Raw genomic sequence first — 21,685 nt, 5'->3', positions numbered from 1 at the left:
TATGTTTTAAAATCAGTCTCTATAACAACGACCCGGTGGAGTTGTTTTCGAGGATAAAGTGAAAGTTGGTAAATTAACACTTAAACAAATGCCTTGTGCAAGACGTTTTAGGGCAATCAGGCAGAAATCAGTAATATATTAAATCAGAATAAATAATAGGTATTATTATGAAAATGGCTCTTTCAGAATTTGCATTACGAGAGAAGGGAATTTATGGTGTCTTACACATTGTGATTCTGTTACTTTCGTTATTTTTAGTGGTTAGTATTTCAGTAGATACATTCAAGGGTATTCCTTTCTATACTCAGACGGTATTTATGAAGGTTCAGTTTGCCGTGTGCGTATTGTTTTTGCTGGACTTCATTTTGGAGTGGTTTTTAGCAAAGCATAAAGGACGTTATTTTGCCACTCACTTCGTATTTCTTCTGGTAGCCATTCCTTACCAGAGCATTATTTCCTGGGCAGGATGGACGTTTTCAGAAGAAATCACTTACTTATTGCGTTTTATTCCTTTAGTGCGCGGTGGTTATGCATTGGCCATTGTGGTGGGGTGGCTGACGTATAATAAGGCATCCGGTCTGTTTGTTACTTACCTTACGACTTTGCTTGCTACGGTTTATTTCTCCAGTCTGGCTTTTTATGTTATGGAGCATGGGGCGAATACATTAGTTACAGGCTATGGGGATGCTTTGTGGTGGGCGTTTATGGATGTAACGACAGTTGGTTCCAATATTATTGCTGTGACGGTGACGGGGCGTGTACTGTCAGTTCTGCTGGCAGCATTGGGGATGATGATGTTTCCGATATTTACGGTGTATGTGACGAGTCTGGTGCAGAGGAGGAACCAGGAGAAACAAGAGTATTATAAGGAGTTGCAGGGAGGGGATATAAAGTAATGTTGTGTGTGTGCCTGACAGTGCTTACGCTTACGCACCTGCGCCTATGCCGGAGGGCTGCGCGGTGGGGGATTAGTTTGTGTTTGTACGGAAATGGATGATAGATTACTGATGAGATTTTGTTAGTTTGTTGATAATCAATAGATAACATTTACCGACTGTTTACTGCCTAATGTAAAAGCATTTACTGCCGTATGTAACGACCTTTACCACTTATTGTAACGCTCTTTACCTCGGTATGTAACGACCTTTACCTCGGCATGTAAATGGAGTTACTGTGTGGGGTTAACAAAGTTACCATTTGGGGTAAACAGAATTTCCATAATAGGAAGTGACTTACTTTACGCCGCATGGTCTCCCGGCCTCACTGTAGGTGCGTAAGCGTAGGTGCTGTCAGACGCAGGTAAGGGGCGATCTGTTTGAGCGAAGCGAGTTCGAGCCCCGTCTGCGGATGGCAGTACCGGAGTAGCACCGGAAGTGCAGCCTTGAGTTTTTCTTTGGTATCTTTTCTTTTGTCTTAAGACAAAAGAAAAGTACAAGCGCCGCCTATCCTCTCCGGACTGACGACGCCTTTTATTTATGAAAAAGAGAGATTGTTCTTTATTCTACAATGGTCACACGGTCACCATTGAACACGCCCAAACCCAATTTGTTCATGATATACTTGATGGCGAGTTGTGATTTAACAGAATTCCCTGCTTCGTCCAAAGGAGGTGCAAATGCAGCTGCGCCGAATACACCAGGCAGTACAGACATAACTCCACCACCTACACCGCTCTTGGCAGGTATACCGGCAGTGTACATCCAGTCACCTGAATGTTCGTAGAAGCCTACGGTAGAAATCATGGAAGTAATCTTCGGAGCTAATGAAGCTTCAAACACTTCTTTCTTGGTGACAGGGTTTACACCACTGTTGGCGATGGTTCCGGCAGCAATCGCCAGTTGTCCGGCAGTGATACCCAATGAGCATTGACGAGTGTACAGGTCGAGTGCCATATCCGGATTATCGTAGATGCGGTTATAGTTCTTCAGTAACCATGCAATAGAGCGGTTGTTGAAGTTCGTAGCCGTTTCCGACTTATACAACTCATCAATCAATTGTGGAGCTGAACCGCACAAATCAGTAATATTCTGAACAATAGCTTCCCATTTCTTATCTGAATTACCCACAGGCTCAACCATGGAACATGCTGAGATGGCACCTGCATTTACCAAGGGGGTAGAAGGGTGATCATTCTCCAGTAAGATGGCGATGATTGAGTTGAAAGGTAATCCTGTAGCATCTGCACCAATCATATCCAGCACCTTCTGTGCTCCGTATTGACGGAGGATAAGGATGGCTGTATGCACTTTGGACACAGATTCTATACCGAAACGGTAGTCAGTGTCACCTATATTAATAGTTTGTCCGTTCATCAGACAGATGCTGATGCCGAACAGATTCTTGTCGATGTTGGCAAGGTAGGGGATGTAATCGGCATTTTTTCCCCCGGTGTTACCCTTCACCTGCTCATAGGCTTCCTGGGCAACCTCTTTTAGTTGAGAGATTGAAATCTTTTTATCCATAGTTAATAAAGTGTTAGAGTGTTAAGGCGATAGAGTGTTAGGGTGATATTGCTCAATCACCTTATCACTCTATCACCCTATCACTTCAATTATTTTACAGCCTTTTTATGGCGGCGTCCACCATGATTGAACATCTTAGCTTCCACCGGCAAGTTCTTTTCCTGAGCCATGCGGGTAGGAGTAGGATAATCCAATTTCTCCAGTTCGGTGATAGCATTCTTGATGTCGCCCAGCAACATGTCTGCCATGTCGCGGCTGAAGCCCTGGCGTACTACCACACGCATTACAACATAGTCTTCCAGTTTAGAAGGCAGAGTATAAGCCGGTACCATCCAACCGTGTTGCGACAGTTTATCCTGAAGGTCGTACAACGTCCATTTAGCATTCTTGGCGTACTCCGGTTTCATGTACCAGATGAACAACGGGTTCACCACTTCTTCTGAATAGTTGACGAACGGTTCCATCTTGGCGATTTCGTCATGGATATACTTCGCAATGGTCAGCGAATTATACTGCACCTCTTTGTATCCCTGGAATCCTAAGCGAATGAATTGGTAGTACTGACCCAGGATTTGAGCAGCAGGACGGGAGAAGTTCAAGCCGACCTGAGTAATGTTTGCACCGAGGTAGTTTACGCTGAATGACATTTCCTCGGGCAGATATTCTTTGCCTTTCCAGCAAACCCAACCCAGACCCGGATAAACGAGACCGAACTTATGTCCGCTGACACTGATAGAAAGAACCCACTTCAAGCGGAAGTCCCATTTCGTTTCAGGATAGAGGAACGGCAGGATGAAACCACCACTGGCAGCATCTACATGGATAGGAATATCGTAACCGGTCTTGGCGTTGTAAGCATCGAGAGCTTTGTCCAGTGCTTCTACGTCATCGTTCAGTCCGGTCCATGTCACACCCTGAATAGGTACGATACAAATGGTGTTTTCATCACACATTTTTAATGCTTCTTCCGGATCAAGAGTAGTCTTGTCAAGGGTCAAAGGCACTTCACGCATTTCAATCTGCCACAACTGAGCGAACTTTTCCCATACTACCTGGAAACCGGTTGAGATAACGAAATTAGGTTTATCGAATGGTTTGCCCTGAGCCTGGCGTTTTTTACGCCAACGCAGCCAAGCTGCCACACCGCCCAACATACATGCTTCACTTGAACCAATGGCCAGCGCACCTGTTTTCCAAGTATCCTTTTCAGGAGAGTTCCACAAGTTTGCTACGATGTTGATACATTTTCCGTTCATCACGGCGATACGGGGATATTCCGTTTCGTCAATGTAGTTGATGTTGATCGCCTCGTTCATCAGCTTGGTGGCATAGTCGTCCATATAAGTGGTAACGAATGTAGCCAGATTCAGACGGGGTTGAGTTTGAGCGAAAGTTTCGTCTTTTACCATCTGATAAGCAATCTCGGGAGTAGTAGGTCCGTCAGGGATCTTCTCTACCGGAGAGGGTTGCAACATTCTGTTTGATCCAAACACTTCTGTTTTGGCATCACCTTTTCTGAAATTTACATCTTCCATTTTACTAATTGTTTTAGTTTAGGTTTAGGCGGCGAGGATTTTCCCCGTCGAATTTCCCACAACAACGGCGTTTGCAGAGGAAAGTTCCGGGGTTTTACATATTTTGGCGTTTATTAAAGGGAGGGAGAGGTAAATGATAATTTAGCGGGTGAAAGAATTGGTACGCGGACGACGCGGATGAGGCGGACGAATGCGGACTTTAATCTTTCAGACACGGATGACACGGATGACGCGGATTTTTTTTCCTTCGGTGTGATATGCCGATATGTATAGCGCAGCTTTAAAAATCCGCGTCATCCGTGTCATCCGCGTCTGAAAGATTACTTGCACGCCGAAGGAGAACCTTGCTCCAGCGCTACGCTGGTAAATTATCATTTATACTCTCCTTCACTCTTTGAACTTTCTCTTTGTACTTTTGTTTTTCTTGCACTGTTTCAAACTATATAAATATTGTATATATGAAAATCAATACCGGACGGGGGACTATTCCCTTAATTACGCTTATCGGCATCTGGTCTATCTCTGCATTGACCTCTTTGCCGGGATTGGCTGTTTCTCCTATTCTGGGACAGCTTTCCACCACTTTTCCGGATGCTTCGGAGTTGGACATCCAGATGCTTAGTTCCTTACCTTCGTTATTGATTATACCTTTTATTTTATTGGCGGGCAAGTTGGCCGAGAAACGCGACTTCGTCCGTCTGTTACGCGCGGGGCTCTGGATGTTCGCCGCGAGCGGGGTGCTGTACCTGTTTTCCACAAAAATGTGGCAATTAATAGCTGTCAGCGCCCTGCTGGGAATTGGTGCGGGACTGATTATTCCGCTTTCTACCGGATTGATATCCCGCTATTTCACGGGAACCTACCGGGTGAAACAGTTTGGATACAGTTCCGCTATTACAAATGTTACGCTGGTGGTGGCAACTGCTGTTACCGGTTATCTGGCAGAAGTGAACTGGCATCTGCCTTTCCTGGTCTATTTACTACCTTTGGTAGCCATCATACTCACCATCCATCTGAAAGACGAAAATGCGGATTGTGAAGCACAAATCACGTCATCGGATAAATCTCCTGCTGATACTTCTTCATCGGCAGAAACGACTGTTCCCGCTATCCCCGGTAAGTATGGTATTCATGTCCGTCATCTGCTGCAACTGATGCTTTTCTACGGGCTTACCACTTATATCGTATTGATCGTGACGTTCAACCTTCCGTTCCTGATGGAGGAACATCACTTTTCCAGTGGGAACTCGGGGATGATGATTTCCCTCTTCTTCCTTGCTATCATGGCACCCGGTTTCTTTCTGGGGCATGTTGTAAAGTATCTGAAGGAAAAGACTAAGTTTTACAGTCTGCTGTGTATTGCACTGGGGTTGGCACTGATATGGATTTCTCCCAAAGAATGGCTGATTATACCCGGCTGCATACTGGTGGGATTGGGCTATGGGGTTATCCAACCGTTGATTTATGATAAAACGGTGGATACGGCTGTTCCCCAGAAAACCACGCTGGCATTGGCTTTTGTGATGGCAATGAATTATCTGGCCGTGCTGCTTTGTCCGTTTATCGTAGATTTCTTCCAATCATTGTTTCATGTACGTTCGCAGGAGTTTCCGTTTATCTTTAACCTTTGCATTACGATACTTGCATTGATATGGGCGTATAGGAGGAAGAAAGATTTTCTGTTCGGCGATAAGCTGTAAGTCGGTAGTTTCACTTCAATGACTGATATCGATGGTTGAATTGCTAAAATAGCCGGTTCAGCACACAGTCATTCTGTGTATAATTCGGATAGTTTACTTTTGTGCAAAAACCAAAAGTATAAAACATGTTCGACGCTATCCTTCGATTCTCAGTAAAGAAGAAGCTTTTTGTGGGGCTTACCACTTTGTTTCTTTTGATTGGTGGAATTTATTCCATGTTGACACTTCCTATAGATGCTGTTCCGGATATTACAAACAATCAGGTACAGATTGTAACCGTGTCACCAACCTTGGCTCCACAAGAGGTGGAGCAACTAATCACAATGCCCGTGGAAATCGCCATGAGCAATATCATGAATGTCACTGAAATCCGTTCTGTCTCCCGTTTCGGGTTGTCGGTGGTGACGGTAGTCTTTGAAGAGAGTGTACCTACTCTGGATGCCCGCCAGCTGGTGAACGAGCAAATACAGAGTGTGGCCGGTGAGATTCCTTCCGAGTTGGGTATGCCCGAAATGATGCCTATCACCACCGGGCTGGGTGAGATATACCAATATGTATTGAAAGTGGAGCCGGATTATGAAGATAAATATGATGCCATGGAGCTTCGTACCATTCAGGATTGGATTGTGAAACGGCAATTGTCAGGTATTCCAGGAATTGTTGAGATAAACAGTTTCGGAGGCTATCTGAAACAATATGAAGTAGCGGTTGATCCAGATGTACTTTTCTCTCTCAATATCACCATCGGAGAGGTGTTCGAAGCTTTAAATAAGAATAATCAGAATACGGGTGGCAGCTATATCGAGAAAGTAAATCGTGCTTATTATATTCGTTCCGAAGGAATGATAAGCTGCATTAAAGATGTGGAACAGGTAGTAGTAGCTAATCGCAATGGTATTCCTATCCGTATCAGTGACATCGGTACGGTACGCTTCGGAGCACCCAAACGTTTCGGAGCCATGACAATGGACGGCAAGGGCGAATGTGTGGGTGGCATTGCCATGATGCTGAAAGGAGCCAATGCCAATGTCGTAACCGGAGAACTGGAGAAAAGGGTGGAAAAGATACAGAAGATATTGCCGGAAGGTGTTACTATCGAGCCTTATCTGAACCGATCTGAATTAGTGAACCGCAACATTTCTACTGTTATCTACAATCTGATAGAAGGCGCGATCATCGTATTTCTGGTATTGATTGTTTTTCTGGGTAATGTACGTGCTGGACTGATTGTGGCTTCCGTCATTCCATTAGCAATGTTGTTTGCATTCATTCTGATGCGTATCTTTAATGTTTCTGCCAACCTTATGAGCCTGGGGGCGATAGATTTCGGTATTGTTGTCGATGGCTCTATTGTTATATTGGAAGGTATATTGGCACATATTTACAGTAAGAAGTTTAAAGGACGTACTTTATCGGCAAAAGAAATGGATGCGGAAGTAGAGAAAGGTGCTTCGAGTGTGGTACGGTCTGCGACATTTGCTGTATTCATCATTCTGATCGTCTTTTTCCCTATACTGACGTTGACGGGAATAGAAGGGAAGTATTTCACGCCGATGGCTAAAACCCTGGTATTTTGCATTATCGGTGCTCTGTTCTTATCATTGACTTACGTTCCGATGATGGCTTCCCTGTTCCTGAAACATCATATTGTGACAAAATCGACTTTTGCTGATAAATTCTTTGAAGCACTGAATAAACTCTATGCCCGTGCCTTGTCATTCTGCTTGCGCTTTAAGTGGCAGACTGTTGCAACTGCGTTTGTGGCTCTGGTTATTTCTCTCTTTCTTTTCACCCGTCTGGGAGCGGAGTTTATTCCTACGTTGGATGAAGGGGATTTTGCCATGCAGATGACGCTTCCGGCCGGCAGTTCGTTGAGCGAAAGCATCGAAGTATCCAATGAAGCGGAGAAACTCCTGATGGATAAACTCCCGGAAATCAAACATGTGGTAGCTAAAATAGGTACGGCGGAAGTTCCGACAGACCCGATGGCAGTGGAAGATGCCGACGTAATGATTGTCATGAAGCCTTTCAAGGAGTGGATCAGTGCTGCCAGTCGTGCCGAAATGGTAGAGAAGATGAAAGAGGCTCTTGAACCGTTAGCTAACCGTGCGGAGTTTAATTTCTCCCAACCTATCCAACTTCGTTTTAATGAGTTGATGACAGGAGCCAAAGCAGATATTGCTGTTAAACTTTATGGAGAAGATACACATGAACTCTATCAGAAGGCAAAAGAAGCTGCTGCTTTTGTAGAAAAGGTACCTGGGGCATCGGATGTGATTGTGGAACAGACAATGGGGTTACCTCAGTTGGTAGTAAAGTATAATCGTGGAAAGATTGCCCGCTATGGTATCAATATAGAAGAATTGAATACTATTATTCGTACAGCCTATGCCGGAGAGGCTAGTGGAGTAGTCTTTGAGAATGAGCGTCGCTTTGACTTGGTGGTTCGTCTGGATCAGGATAAAGTGGCTGATTTGAATCTGGATAAACTCTTTGTCCGTTCCAATGAAGGCATTCAGATACCGGTCAGTGAGGTAGCTACCATTGATTTGGTGAATGGTCCGTTACAGATTAACCGGGATGCAACCAAACGTCGTATTGTAATCGGGGTCAATGTGCGTGGAGCGGATATTCAGCAGGTGGTGCAGGATATACAGAAGACGCTGGACAAGAATATTCAATTGAAGCCCGGATATTATTTCGAATATGGCGGACAATTTGAGAATTTGCAGAATGCCATCAACACTTTGCTGGTTGTTGTACCGGTAGCTCTGATGCTGATTCTGTTACTATTGTTTTTCGCTTTCAAGAATGTTACTTATACATTGGTGGTGTTCTCTACCGTGCCTCTTTCATTGATTGGCGGTATTCTGGCACTATGGCTACGCGGTCTTCCATTCAGCATTTCGGCGGGAGTAGGCTTCATTGCCCTCTTCGGCGTAGCGGTTCTCAATGGTATTTTAATGATTAATCACTTTAATGATATAAGAAAAGAAACTATGTATGCTCTTTCTACCAGACGGGTGATTGCCCGTGGAACCGCTCATCTGTTGCGGCCTGTTTTCTTGACAGGACTGGTTGCTTCCTTGGGATTTGTTCCTATGGCCGTTGCCACCTCGGCCGGCGCCGAAGTGCAGCGTCCGTTGGCTACTGTAGTTATTGGCGGGTTGATTGTATCTACTGTATTGACACTGCTTATTATTCCTGTTTTCTATCAGATTGTAAGCTATACAGTGGTATGGAAACGTCGTTTCTCTGCGAAAAAGTTCTTGTTCTTCTTTCTGTTGTTGGCTGTTATGTTGCCCTTTACGGCGAAAGCTCAGGAGAAAGTGACGATGGAGCAGGCTATAGAACTGGCAAAGCAGAACCATCCCCGGTTGAAAATAGCTTCTGCGGCAATCCGCCAGGTAAAGGCGGGCAGGGGAGAAGTTTTGGAATTGTCTCCTACCGAGATGAACTATTCATGGGGACAACTGAATGGTGAACTTAGAAAAGACAAGCAGTGGGAAGTAACCCAAGGCTTAGGCTCGCTGTTGACTCCTTTTTATAAGAATGCCTTGGTGAACAGGCAGGTTGAAACGGGGACTTTCTACCGGCAGATTGTTGAAAAAGAGGTAGTGGCGGAAGTGAAGCGTGCATGGGCATATTATCTATATGCCTGCAATCTTCGTGCTTTATACAATGACCAGAACAAATTGGCCGGGCAATTACAGCGTATGGGTGAGTTGCGTTATCAGCAGGGAGAAATAACTTTGCTGGAGAAAAACATGACCACCAGTATGGCTGTGGATATGAAGAATCGCCTTTTTCAGGCACAAGAAGAGGAAAAACTGGCTTTGTCACGCCTGAATTGGGTCTGTTATGCAGACCGGCCATTGATTCCGGCAGATACGGCGTTGGTACAATTTCCGGTAGATTATCAGGTGCCGTCTTTTTCGGAAGTCCATCTGAATTATTTTCAGAGTCAGGCTAATGAGGCTAAAGCACAATTGAATGTGGAGCGAAGCCGATTTTTCCCTGAACTTTCCTTCGGTTACGTACGTCAGGATATACTTCCACTGAAAGGATTGAATTCGTGGATGGTTGGAGTTTCCTTTCCGGTTTATTTCTTGCCGCGGCATAGCAAGATAAAGCAAGCGAAAGTGGCTGCCGTCATAGCAAGAACTGAAGCTGAGGCTAATACACAGAATCTATATAACAAAGTTTCGGAAGCTGTTGCCAGTTTGCGCCGCCAGTCTGAAAGTCTGCGCTATTATACAACATCGGCATTGAAAGAAGCGGATGAACTGTTGAAGGTGGCTAACCTGCAGTTGCAACATAGCGAAACTAATATAACTGAATTTATACAAGCCGTTAATGTGGCGCGTGACATTCGTCGCGGATACCTCGAAACGGTATATCAATACAATATAGCAGCCCTTGAATACGAACTTTTTAAATAGAATGATGACGATGAAAAAGATAACTTTCCCCTTAATTCTGCTGGTGCTGACAGCATGCGGCGAGAACAAAGAAGTACAACCGGCAGAAGAGGCTACTACTGTTGCCGTAGCAGAAAACGTGACAGATAGCATTCAGGTAGATGCTATCACTTCAGCTACTTCTAAACCCAATCAGGTATCATTTAACGGTACAATGGTTATTCCTCCACAACGGATGGCGACGGTTTCGCTTACGATGGGTGGGGTTATTAAAAGTACTTCTTTGTTGCCCGGTGAACCTGTACGGCAAGGGAGTGTATTGGCTACTCTGGAAAATCCCGACTTTATAACTTTACAACAGACATATCTGGACAGTCATGCACAGACTGAATTTCTGGAAGCGGAATACCTTCGCCAGCAAGCTCTTTCTGCCGAACAAGCAGCCTCCCAAAAGAAACTTCAGCAAAGCAAGGCAGATTACCTTTCAATGAAAAGCCGTGTGGAGGCGGCGGCTGCACAGTTGAAATTACTGGAAGTGGAACCTGAAGTCTTGCTGAAGGAGGGTATTCAACCTTTTTTGCAGATTAAAGCTCCGATCAGTGGCTATGTGGCAGATGTGAAAATGAATGTTGGTAAATATATGAATGTAGGAGATGCCCTTTGTGAAATAGTAGATAAAAGTCGGACTTTACTCAGATTGACAACCTATGAAAAGGATCTGGCAGATATGAAAGTGGGAAATCCGGTACAATTTCGTGTAAACGGAATGGGAAAAACAGTATTTAAGGCTACTTTGATATCTATCGGGCAGAAAGTGGATGAAGATACACGCTCTGTTGAAGTCTATGCCAGGGTAGATACTGTGGACAATCAATTCCGTCCCGGTATGTACGTCACAGCAAGGATTATGAAAGAGCAGGCTTCGGCTGAACAATAAGGTTCCTTATCTTTGAAAAAATAAGGATGTGATGGAATAAAATGTATCTTTGTATGTAAAATACTGCAAGCATGAAAAACCGGTATACTCTGTTTATACTCATCGTTTCCATTTCCGTGGCAACATTGATTCATTTTCCGGAATTGGTTTCTCTCTTTGATGTCTTCGAGAGCCAGACACTGTTTCCGGGGATGAGGCCTGCTGATGTGGCAAGTGAAGTGTTTTTCACTTTCATCTCTCTTGTGATTCTGTTTGAGGTGAACATTTTGCTGTTCCACTTTAACCAGCCGGCTGTAAAAATTACCTGGCAGAAGATGATATTGTCATTGATACTGACTTGGATTTTAAGCAGTTTGTTAGGGAAATGTTTTGTATTCCTGCATCACACTTTCGATATTCCGGCCATTGATGCCATGGTACATCATTATCTGCATCCTCTGCGTGATTTTATAATAACCTGTACCGTATCGGGAAGTTGTTATATATCCTACCTTATCCGGCGTCAGCAGGAAGTCGTTATAGAAAACCAGCAGTTGCAGGCCGAGAACATCCTGAACCAGTATGAGGCTTTGAAGAATCAATTGAATCCGCACATGCTTTTTAACTCTCTGAATACTCTCCGGTCACTGGTACGCGAAGACCAGGATAAAGCACAGGAATACATTCAGGAACTTTCCCGTGTATTGCGCTACACCTTGCAGGGAAATGATTCGAAAAGTGTGTGTGTGAAGGATGAAATAGAATTTGTGTCAGCCTACATCTTTTTGTTGAAGATGCGCTTTGAAGATAATCTCTCTTTTGATATTTGTATTGATAATAAATATGCCAATTATTATTTGCCTCCTATGGCAGTCCAGATGCTGATAGAGAATGCAGTGAAACATAATGAAATAAGCGACAGGCATCCATTGAATATCCGTATTTATACCGAAGGGGAAGAATTAATCGTTACCAATCCGGTGCAGCCTAAACTGACTGCTACTACCGGAACTGGTATAGGACTGGCAAATCTTGCAAAACGCTATCATTTGCTTTACAAGCGGGAGATACAAATCAGCGAGAACGAGCAGTTTACCATACGTATTCCTTTAATACCGAGTGTTTCATGAAAGTAATTATTATAGAAGATGAGAAAGCGGCAGTCCGCAACCTGAAAGCTTTGTTACAGGAAGTGAAGCCGGAAGTGGAAGTAGAGGCTACTTTGGACAGTATTGCGGCTGTATTGGATTGGTTTGCCATATACTCTATGCCGGACATGATCTTTATGGATATTCATTTAGCTGACGGATCAGCCTTTGAAATCTTCGATCATGTAGATATTACCTGCCCTATTGTTTTCACTACGGCCTATGATGAATATGCTCTTCGTGCGTTCAAAGTGAACAGTGTGGATTATTTGTTGAAGCCTATTGGAAAGAATGATATTGAGAAGGCTTTCCATAAGTTGGAGCAGTTGCATGGTTCGGAACAAGGGAAATCCCCTGACAATGCTTTGTTGCAATTAATTCATTCGCTGAAAAAGCGGGAAAGTTATAAAACGCATTTTCTCATTCCGGTGAAGAGTGACAAGTTGCTACCGGTTTCGGTGGATATGATTCTGCTGTTTTATATTCAGGACTGTAAAGTGAAGGTTGTTCTTGCCGATGGTAAGGAATATACATTTCCACAAACGCTGGATGAAATAACAGAGTGTATTGATCCATCCCTGTTCTTCCGTGTCAACCGGCAATTTCTGATTTCCCGTGAGGCTATCAAGGATATTGATTTATGGTTCAACAATCGTCTGTCTATTAATCTTCGTTGTAAGGTTTCGGATGAGAAAGTGCTGGTAAGCAAGGCACGTGTACAGGAATTTAAGGATTGGTTTTCCAAGACACATTGAGCATGTCGTGAAGAATTCATGGGCTACGAGCTACAAGTACTTTGCAGCGTGATAGCGCAGCCACTCGTAGCTTGTAGCTCGTAACTCGTAACTATTACAACTCTATCGGCTCATACTTCAGCCCGAACACATCAGCCACCGCTTTATACGTCACCTGTCCTTCTACCACATTCAATCCCAGGGCCAGTGCGGGATCGTCTTTGCACGCTTTCCGCCAGCCTTTGTTTGCCAGTGCTACGGTGTAGGGCAGCGTTGCATTGGTCAGTGCCATGGTGGAGGTGAACGGTACGGCACCCGGAATATTGGCAACGGCATAATGAACGATGCCGTCCACTACATACGTCGGTTCGCTGTGCGTGGTCGGGTGGGAGGTTTCAAAGCATCCGCCCTGGTCGATGGCGACGTCTACGAGGACTGTTCCGGGTTTCATCATTTTCAGCATTTCTTTGGTAATGAGGTGCGGGGCCTTATCGCCTGGGATGAGGACGGAACCTATCACGAGATCTATATTGGGAAGCTCCATCTTGATGTTGTGCATGGAGGAATAGAGTGTCTTCACGTTCTTCGGCATCACTTCGCTGAGGTAGCGGAGGCGGGAGAGGTTGATGTCTGTAATCAGGACTTCGGCACCCATGCCGGCGGCTATCTGCGCGGCGTTGGTTCCTACGATGCCACCACCCAGAACAAGCACCCGTGCGGGGCGTACACCTGTCACGCCACCCATCAGTTTTCCTTTTCCGCCTTGGGGCTTTTCGAGGAAGCGGGCGCCTACCTGGGTAGCCATGCGTCCCGCCACTTCGCTCATAGGGGTGAGCAAGGGCAGAGAGCGGTCTTCCTTCTCCACGGTTTCGTAGGCGATGCAGATACCGCCGCTTTCTATCATGGCTTCGGTCAATATTTTATCGGCGGCGAAGTGGAAATAGGTAAATACCACCTGACCCTTTTTAATCAGTTTGTACTCGGGGGCGATAGGTTCTTTCACCTTCACAATCATTTCCGCCGCGGCATAGGTCGCTTCGATGGTTGGCAGCATTTTCGCACCCACTGCAGTGTACTCTTCATCCGCGAAACCGCTGTTTGCACCGGCAGATGCCTGTACATACACTGTATGACCTTGTTTCACCAACTCGGCTACTCCGGCAGGGGTCATTCCTACACGGTTTTCGTTGTTCTTGATTTCTTTAGGTACTCCGATAATCATAACCTTAACAGTTTTAATTTTGGGGGTTAAACATAGAGGGGCTGCCGGAAGTACTGCCTGTATGTAGGCGGATGGTTGTCGGCATACCCTCGAAAGACGTCGCAAGATAACGATTTCCCGGTTCCGATGTTCATGCGGGTGGAGTGTTTTACAACAGTATTTTTATGCAAGTCCTATACTTTTCCTTCCTTTCTCTCAGATTTCCATTCCTGCGTCTCCTTCGCTTTCGCCTCCTTCCAGCCAGGGGGTGATGCTTACGGTGGCGGTGATTTCGGCATTGCTCACGGTGACGTTGAGGGTGTAGCTTTTGCCCGCTTCGAATGTGCCGTTCCGGTCGGTGGCATCCAGACGGTAAGTTTGCTCGCCGATGGTGAGGCGGAGCAGGGGCTTGCCGGCGGTTATGGTTTGCGGGAGAAGCAGGGCGTGGCGGCGGTCGCGGGTGCCGCTGAGGGTGATGTCGGCGCGGGTGGTGCCGGAGGCGATACTGATACCTTCTTCGTATCGGTTCAGGCGGTCGAGGGTGGAAGACAATTGTGAGAGTAGGCGCAGCCGGCGTGCAGGTACCAGTCGCACGGAGTCGCTCTGCAAGGCACGCCGCAGGCAACGCTCTTTAAGGGTATACATGGTCTGGCTTTCGTACACCATGCTGCGCAGGATGTCGATGTGGAACGCAGGCATGGAGGGGAGGCGGTGTTTTTCGGCCTCGTCGAGCAGGTGGAGGGCACTGTCGGGCGCAGATATGTATATGCTGCGGATGTGTTTTTCTGTCAGCAGACTGTCCGGAACGGTGCTTGCTCCGGAAGCCAGGGCAGGCGTAAAAGCCGGTAAAATACACGCCAATACGAGGATGGAGGTGCGGAAATAGTAGGTGATTTGCATATTATTTTGGTATTTGTCGTGGCAAAGGTAGGCATTTATCGGGTAATATTTGCTTGCATTTCTTTATAATCTACCCGGAATAATGTACATTTGCCCGACAAATTGTTTATTGACCTATATGAAACATTCTATATTATCCCTTATACTGTTTGCATGGGGAGTGCAGGCCTATCCGCAAGCGGGTGGGGATGTGCAATCTCAGGCAACGTTCACTCCTCCTTTCGATTTCCCTATTGTTTTCTCCGGTAATTTCGGTGAAATACGTGCCAATCATTTTCACGGCGGACTTGACTTCAAGACGGGCGGCACCATCGGTAAACCCGTGCGGGCGCTGGCCGACGGATACATTTCGCGTATCCGTGTCACTCATGGTTCGGGCTATGTGCTCGATGTGGCATATAATAACGGATATAAAACAATCAACCGCCACCTCAGCGCTTTTGTGGGCGATATAGCCCGCCGGGTAGAAGACCTGCAATACGAAAAGGAGACATGGGAAGTAGAGATTATCCCCGAACCGGGCGAATATATCGTCAAGGCCGGGCAGGTTATCGCTCTGAGCGGTAATACCGGATATTCCTTTGGACCGCACCTGCATCTTGATGTGTTTGAGGCAGATACGGATGACTACGTGGATCCTTTGCCCTTCTTCAAGAAGAAAGTGAAGGACAACACCGCCCCGCGTGCCGAAGGCATCATGCTGTTTCCACAACCCGGCAAGGGAATGGTGGACGGAACCCAGAAACGTCAGGCCTTTCCTCTCAGCCCTAAACAGCCCATCACTGCCTGGGGACTGATAGGAGCGGGCATCCGTGCATACGACTATATGGATGGCGTGCACAACCGTTACGGTGTGCACACGGTTATCCTGGAAGTGGACAGCATGGAAGTGTTCCGCAGTGTGGTGGACCGCTTCTCGGAGAACGAGAACCGCATGATTAACTCGTGGACATACGGGCAATATATGAAATCGTTCATCGAACCGGGAAATACGCTGAGGATGCTGCATGCTTCAAATGATAACCGGGGACTGATTGATATCAACGAAGAGCGTCCGTACCGCTTTGTCTACACCTTGAAAGATGCCCTGGGAAACACTTCGAAAGTGCGCTTCACCGTGCATGGAAAGCGGGCGGAGATAGCTCCTGTGGAACATCGGGAGAAGTACATCTTCCGCTGGGACAAGGTGAACTATCTACAGGAACCCGGTCTGTCGCTGGTGATTCCTCGCGGGATGCTGTATGACGACGCGTACCTGAATTATGCCGTGCGTGCAGATAGCGGGGACGTTGCCTTTACTTATCAGTTGAATGACACACGCATCCCTTTGCATGGCCGTTGCGAGTTGAGCATCGGCTTGCGTCGCCACCCTCTGGAAGATAGGTCGAAATACTATGTGGCAGGCGTGAACTCCCGGGGCGGGAAGTATAGCATAGGTGGCAAGTACGAGGACGGTTTCATGAAGACGACCATCCGGGAGTTGGGTACGTATACCGTTGCCATCGATACCGTGCCTCCTGAAATCACTCCGCTGAACCCGCAACAGTGGGGACGCATGGGACGCATTACGTTCAAGGCGAAGGATAAAGAAACCGGCATAAGCAGTTATCGCGGCACCATCGACGGGAAGTATGCCTTGTTTGGCAAACCTAATTCCATCAGTGGGAACCTGGTCTATGAGATTGATCCTAAACGGGTGGAACGGGGTAAGCATGTGGTGGAAATCACCGTGACGGATGGTTGCGGCAACCGGGCAACAGAACAGTTTACGTTTGTCTGGTAAACAAGTCTGTATATATGTGACACATGAATTAATAATTTAAATAGCTAAAGTATGAAAAGCAAAAGACTGACTCTTTCCGTCTTATTTGTGGCTGTTGCAGTAATGAATGCACTGGCTTGTACCAACCTTATTGTTGGTAAGAATGCCTCCACAGACGGTTCTACAATCGTTTCTTATTCTGCCGACTCTTACGGGTTGTTCGGCGAGTTATATCATTATCCTGCGGGCATACATAAGAAAGGTACCCTGATGGATGTGCATGAGTGGGACACCGGCAAGTATCTGGGACAGATTGAGCAGGCACGCCAGACGTACAACGTCATCGGCAATATCAACGAATTCCAGCTTACCATTGCTGAAACCACTTTCGGAGGTCGTCCGGAACTGGTAGATACCACCGGTATCATCGACTACGGAAGTCTGATTTATCTCGGTCTGCAACGTGCCCGTACCGCCCGTGAAGCTATCAAGGTGATGACTGACCTTGTACAGGAATATGGCTATTACAGCAGTGGCGAGTCTTTCACTATCGCTGATCCGAACGAGATCTGGATTATGGAAATGATTGGCAAAGGCCCCGGTGTGCGTGGTGCCGTGTGGGTGGCTGTGCGCATCCCCGATGATTGCATCTCGGCACATGCCAACCAGTCGCGCATCCACCAGTTCGATATGAATGATAAGAACAACTGTATGTATTCTTCCGATGTCATCTCCTTTGCCCGCGAAAAAGGTTACTTCAACGGTGTGAACAAGGATTTCAGCTTTGCTGATGCATACGCTCCTCTGGATTTCGGTGCACGTCGTTACTGCGAAGCCCGCGTATGGAGTTACTTCAATATGTTTACCGACCGTGGTGAGGAATTCCTTCCTTATATAGAAGGTAAAACCAATCAACCCATGCCTCTCTACCTGAAAGCCAACCGCAAAATCTCCGTACAGGATGTGAAGAATGCCATGCGCGATCATTACGAAGGTACTCCGCTGGATATCAGCAAAGATTTTGGTGCCGGTCCTTATCACACCCCTTACCGTCTTTCTCCGCTGTCCTTCAAGGTGAACGACCAGGAATATTTCAACGAACGTCCCATCTCTACCCAGCAGTCAGGTTTCGTTTTCGTATCTCAGATGCGCTCTACCATGCCCGATGCTATCGGTGGCGTGCTGTGGTTCGGTACGGATGATGCCAACATGACTGTTTTCACCCCTGTATATTGCTGTACTGATAAAGTGCCTGTATGCTACTCTCGTGTAGATGGTGCCGACTATATCACCTTCTCCTGGAATTCTTCTTTCTGGATTTTCAATTGGGTGGCAAATATGGTTTATCCCCGCTATGATCTGATGATTGGCGATGTACGTGCAAGCCAGTCGGAGATGGAAACTACTTTCAATGATGCGCAGGAAGGAATCGAATCGGCTGCATCCAAACTCTATTCAAAAGATCCTGCCCGGGCAAAAGCGTTCCTGACCAATTATACGAACATGACCGCGCAAAGTACGCTCGATACCTGGAAACGTCTCGGCGAATTCCTTATCGTAAAATACAATGATGGTGTGGTGAAACGTATGAAAGACGGTAAGTTCGAACGTAATTCCATTGGTCAGCCGGCTGGTGTGATACGTCCCGGATATCCGAAAGAGTTTCTGGAAGAATACGTGAAGCAAACCGGTGATCGCTATAAGATGCCAGAGTAATACCCTGTTGCAGTCTTTGTAGATTTCGCAGGAACAATAAGAAGCCTGTGAAATCTGTACAATACAGTGTAAATCTTTAATGAAAAAGTAGGATATTTGAACTTATTCGCCTACATTTGTGTCTTACAACTAATAGATATATTTTAACCTCTAAAATAACAATAATTGTATGGAAAATCAGGAACTTATCAAGCAGGTAACTGAGAAAGCCCAAATGTGGCTCACCCCGGCTTATGATGCCGAAACTCAGGCTGAAGTAAAACGCATGTTGGAAAACGAAGATAAAACTGAGTTGATAGATTGTTTCTATAAGGATTTGGAATTCGGTACGGGTGGCCTGCGCGGCATCATGGGTGCTGGAACCAATCGTATGAATATCTATACCGTAGGTGCTGCAACACAGGGCCTTTCCAACTATCTGAATAAGTGTTTCAAGGACAAAGAGCAGATTTCCGTAGTGGTAGGTTATGACTGCCGTAACAATAGCGACAAATTCGCTAAAATCTCTGCCGACATCTTCTCTGCAAACGGCATCAAAGTATATCTCTTCGACGATTTGCGTCCTACACCGGAAGTTTCTTTTGCTATCCGTCACTTCGGATGCCAGAGTGGTATCAATATCACTGCCAGCCACAATCCGAGAGAATATAACGGTTACAAGGCTTATTGGGATGACGGTGCTCAGGTACTTGCTCCGCACGATACCGCTATCATCGACGAAGTAAATAAGGTGACTGTTGCCGACATCAAATTTGAAGGTAACAAAGACCTGATTCAGATCATTGGTGCTGATGTAGATAAGATTTATCTGGACATGGTTCATTCTATTTCTATAGATCCGGAAGTTATCAAGCGTCAGAAAGATCTCAGCATTGTTTATACTCCTCTGCATGGTGCAGGTCGTGTGCTCATTCCTTCTTCTCTGAAAGAATGGGGATTTGAGAATGTAAATTGCGTACCCGAACAGATGGTGAAGGACGGTAATTTCCCGACAGTGGTATCTCCGAACCCTGAAAATGCCGAAGCACTCTCTATGGCTATCGCATTGGCGAAGAAACTCGATGCCGACATCGTAATGGCGAGCGATCCGGACGCTGACCGTGTAGGTATGGCTTGCAAAGATGATAAAGGTGAGTGGGTACTTATCAACGGTAACCAGACTTGTCTGATCTTCTTGTATTACATCATCAAGAACCGTATTGCAATGGGCAAGATGCAGCCCAACGACTTCATCGTGAAGACCATTGTAACTACTGAACTGATTAAGGCTGTCGCTGATAAGAATAAGATTGAAATGCGTGATTGCTACACCGGTTTCAAATGGATTGCACGTGAAATTCGTTTGAGCGAAGGCAAGCAGCAATATATTGGTGGTGGTGAAGAAAGCTACGGTTTCCTGGCAGAAGACTTTGTTCGTGATAAAGATGCCGTTTCTGCCTGTTCATTGTTGGCTGAAATCTGTGCCTGGGCTAAGGATCAGGGCAAGACGCTGTATGATGTGCTGATGGATATCTATGTAGAGTATGGTTTCTCTAAAGAAACGACTGTAAACGTAGTGAAACCCGGTAAGAGCGGTGCGGATGAAATCAAAGCCATGATGGATAACTTCCGTGCTAACCCGCCGAAAGAAATCGGAGGTTCACCTGTCAAATTGATCAAGGATTATAAGACATTGAAGATGATCGATGCTCAGGGAAATGCTGTTGATCTGGATATGCCGGAGACTTCAAATGTTCTTCAGTATTTCACGGAAGATGGTACAAAGATTTCTGTTCGTCCGTCGGGTACAGAACCGAAAATCAAGTTCTATATCGAGGTGAAGGGCGAAATGGGTTGCCCGAAATGCTACGCCAGTGCTGATGCTGAAGCAGAAGAGAAAGTGGTGGCAGTACGTAAGTCACTTGGTATCTGAGAAAGATAAACTGCTGTAAGGCAGAAGGAAAGGTGTAATCCTGCGAAGGGTTGCACCTTTTTTGTTTTTTATCCGTTAGCGTGGACATTCTTCCCGTTTTAAGGTTCTTTTGCTTTCTTTAAGTCAACTCTGAAATCATTCTCTGTTAAATGCCGTTTTATATGCAACGTATAAACCTAACCTAAACCTTAGTAATATCCATCAGGATGATAAAAGGGGATTTTGGCAATTAGTGGCGTAAGAGCGTTTTCAATAGTGAAAGCATCGGTTGAGATAAATTGCTACTATCCTCTTTTTTCTGATGGATATATTTTAGAATTACTTGATGAAGGTCGAATGACCGGGAGATGAGAAAATATACAGATTGCGGTTGCATGCTAATTGGTTGATGTGAATGAGAGTCGTTTCATTCGTAGTTGTTCGTTTGTTGAATGCATGTCCTCCGCAATCTGTTTTTATTTGAATGATTTCCGTCTTTTAATTATTGCTTAGCCACCAGTCTATCATCTTTCGTGCTATGCTCAGTTTTCGTGGAATTTCCGGCATATTTTCTTTTGAATAGAATGCTCCGGCACTGAGCTCGTCTTTCTGTAACTTGATTTCCCCACTTTCATAATCAGCAATGAAGCCTACCATCAGTCCGCTGGGATAGGGCCAGGGCTGGTTGCCGAAATAAGTGATATTCTTCACTCGCAATCCGGTTTCTTCCATCACTTCGCGTTGTACGCATTGTTCCAGAGTTTCTCCTGCTTCGAGGAAACCGGCTACCAAACCATAGAATGTTCCGCGGAAATTGCGGGCATGCACCAGCAAGATTTCTTCCCCGCGGCGTATTAGTACAATGATAGCTGTAGAAATAGGTGGATATATTTCGTAAGCACACGAAGGGCATTTTTTCATGATAGGGGTCTTATGTTCCGTAGGCATACCACACGCAGGACAAAAACGGCTATGCTGATCCCAATACAGTATCTGATATGCTTTTCCGGCAGCTTTATATTCGTCCAGAGTGATGTATTCGTAGGAACCCCGGAGGTTGACCATAACCCATTCTTCAGTTTCAGTAACGAGCTGTTCAATGGCGAATGCATGTACTATTTCATCCGTGGGCAGAAAGACTTCATGGATCGTACTACCTGAGCCGGGGGCCAACGGTGATTCTGTACCATAAGGTACACTGTATTTAATCTCTCCTTTTTCTGTTTTCTCTTTTTTCAGCAACAGTTGGTCTTTGAAAAAGACGAACCACTGTGTAGGGCTCTGGCTTTTACTATTCTT

14 protein-coding genes are annotated in these 21,685 nt (G+C 45.8%); 9 read left to right on the top strand and 5 right to left on the bottom strand.

All coding sequences use genetic code 11. The features are described from left to right. The first annotated feature begins 167 nt into the window (after window positions 1–167). Entirely contained in the window at window positions 168–896 is a 729-nt protein-coding gene (locus BN161_RS21670) for a potassium channel family protein (protein ID WP_044270188.1), read from the top strand. A gap of 600 nt (window positions 897–1,496) precedes the next feature. On the opposite strand, the gene glsA is transcribed toward BN161_RS21670, so the two are convergent. Next, on the bottom strand, window positions 1,497–2,462 hold the full coding sequence (gene glsA / locus BN161_RS21665) for a glutaminase A (RefSeq protein ID WP_007216361.1): 966 nt from the start codon (window positions 2,460–2,462) through the stop codon (window positions 1,497–1,499). 89 nt (window positions 2,463–2,551) lie between these two features. Beyond that, complete coding sequence (locus BN161_RS21660; RefSeq protein ID WP_044270187.1) at window positions 2,552–3,997, bottom strand: glutamate decarboxylase; 1,446 nt, start codon at window positions 3,995–3,997, stop codon at window positions 2,552–2,554. A gap of 458 nt (window positions 3,998–4,455) precedes the next feature. Between BN161_RS21660 and BN161_RS21655 the strand changes: the two genes are divergently transcribed. From BN161_RS21655 to BN161_RS21635, 5 genes are all read left to right on the top strand, one after another. After that, window positions 4,456–5,697 carry an MFS transporter gene (locus BN161_RS21655; protein WP_044270186.1) on the top strand — a complete coding sequence of 414 codons (1,242 nt, stop codon included), beginning with the start codon at window positions 4,456–4,458 and terminating at the stop codon, window positions 5,695–5,697. 125 nt (window positions 5,698–5,822) lie between these two features. Continuing rightward, complete coding sequence (locus BN161_RS21650) at window positions 5,823–10,139, top strand: CusA/CzcA family heavy metal efflux RND transporter (RefSeq protein WP_044270184.1); 4,317 nt, start codon at window positions 5,823–5,825, stop codon at window positions 10,137–10,139. 10 nt (window positions 10,140–10,149) lie between these two features. Beyond that, the gene (locus BN161_RS21645; RefSeq protein WP_044270231.1) at window positions 10,150–11,055 is read left to right on the top strand and encodes an efflux RND transporter periplasmic adaptor subunit; all 906 of its coding nucleotides are present in this window, start codon (window positions 10,150–10,152) and stop codon (window positions 11,053–11,055) included. 71 nt (window positions 11,056–11,126) lie between these two features. Further along, window positions 11,127–12,164: a sensor histidine kinase gene (locus tag BN161_RS21640; protein ID WP_025835767.1), complete on the top strand. Its 1,038-nt coding sequence runs from the start codon at window positions 11,127–11,129 to the stop codon at window positions 12,162–12,164. Next, entirely contained in the window at window positions 12,161–12,937 is a 777-nt protein-coding gene (locus BN161_RS21635) for a LytR/AlgR family response regulator transcription factor (RefSeq protein ID WP_044270182.1), read from the top strand. Before BN161_RS21640 ends, BN161_RS21635 begins: the two co-directional genes overlap by 4 nt. 94 nt (window positions 12,938–13,031) lie before the next feature. Here BN161_RS21635 and ald read toward each other — a convergent pair whose 3' ends face one another. Both ald and BN161_RS21625 read right to left on the bottom strand, forming a co-directional pair. Continuing rightward, window positions 13,032–14,138 carry an alanine dehydrogenase gene (ald, locus tag BN161_RS21630; protein WP_044270181.1) on the bottom strand — a complete coding sequence of 369 codons (1,107 nt, stop codon included), beginning with the start codon at window positions 14,136–14,138 and terminating at the stop codon, window positions 13,032–13,034. Window positions 14,139–14,333: 195 nt separating this feature from the next. Then, window positions 14,334–15,017, bottom strand: coding sequence for a fimbrillin family protein (locus BN161_RS21625; protein ID WP_044270179.1), 684 nt, complete (start codon window positions 15,015–15,017; stop codon window positions 14,334–14,336). A gap of 118 nt (window positions 15,018–15,135) precedes the next feature. Between BN161_RS21625 and BN161_RS21620 the strand changes: the two genes are divergently transcribed. The 3 genes from BN161_RS21620 to BN161_RS21610 all read left to right on the top strand — a co-directional run bounded on the left by BN161_RS21620 (window position 15,136) and on the right by BN161_RS21610 (window position 20,407). Then, window positions 15,136–16,800: a M23 family metallopeptidase gene (locus BN161_RS21620; protein ID WP_044270229.1), complete on the top strand. Its 1,665-nt coding sequence runs from the start codon at window positions 15,136–15,138 to the stop codon at window positions 16,798–16,800. A 51-nt stretch (window positions 16,801–16,851) separates the two neighbouring features. Then, window positions 16,852–18,495 carry a C69 family dipeptidase gene (locus BN161_RS21615; protein WP_044270177.1) on the top strand — a complete coding sequence of 548 codons (1,644 nt, stop codon included), beginning with the start codon at window positions 16,852–16,854 and terminating at the stop codon, window positions 18,493–18,495. 169 nt (window positions 18,496–18,664) lie between these two features. Beyond that, the gene (locus BN161_RS21610) at window positions 18,665–20,407 is read left to right on the top strand and encodes a phospho-sugar mutase (protein ID WP_044270175.1); all 1,743 of its coding nucleotides are present in this window, start codon (window positions 18,665–18,667) and stop codon (window positions 20,405–20,407) included. Window positions 20,408–20,884: 477 nt separating this feature from the next. On the opposite strand, the gene nudC is transcribed toward BN161_RS21610, so the two are convergent. After that, window positions 20,885–21,685: NAD(+) diphosphatase (gene nudC, locus BN161_RS21605; RefSeq protein WP_052356390.1), on the bottom strand; the 801-nt coding region annotated here is incomplete at its 5' end.

The organism is Bacteroides timonensis (genome assembly GCF_000513195.1).
Taxonomy (GTDB): Bacteria; Bacteroidota; Bacteroidia; order Bacteroidales; family Bacteroidaceae; genus Bacteroides; species Bacteroides timonensis.
This window is presented reverse-complemented; position numbering and strand designations above follow the sequence as displayed.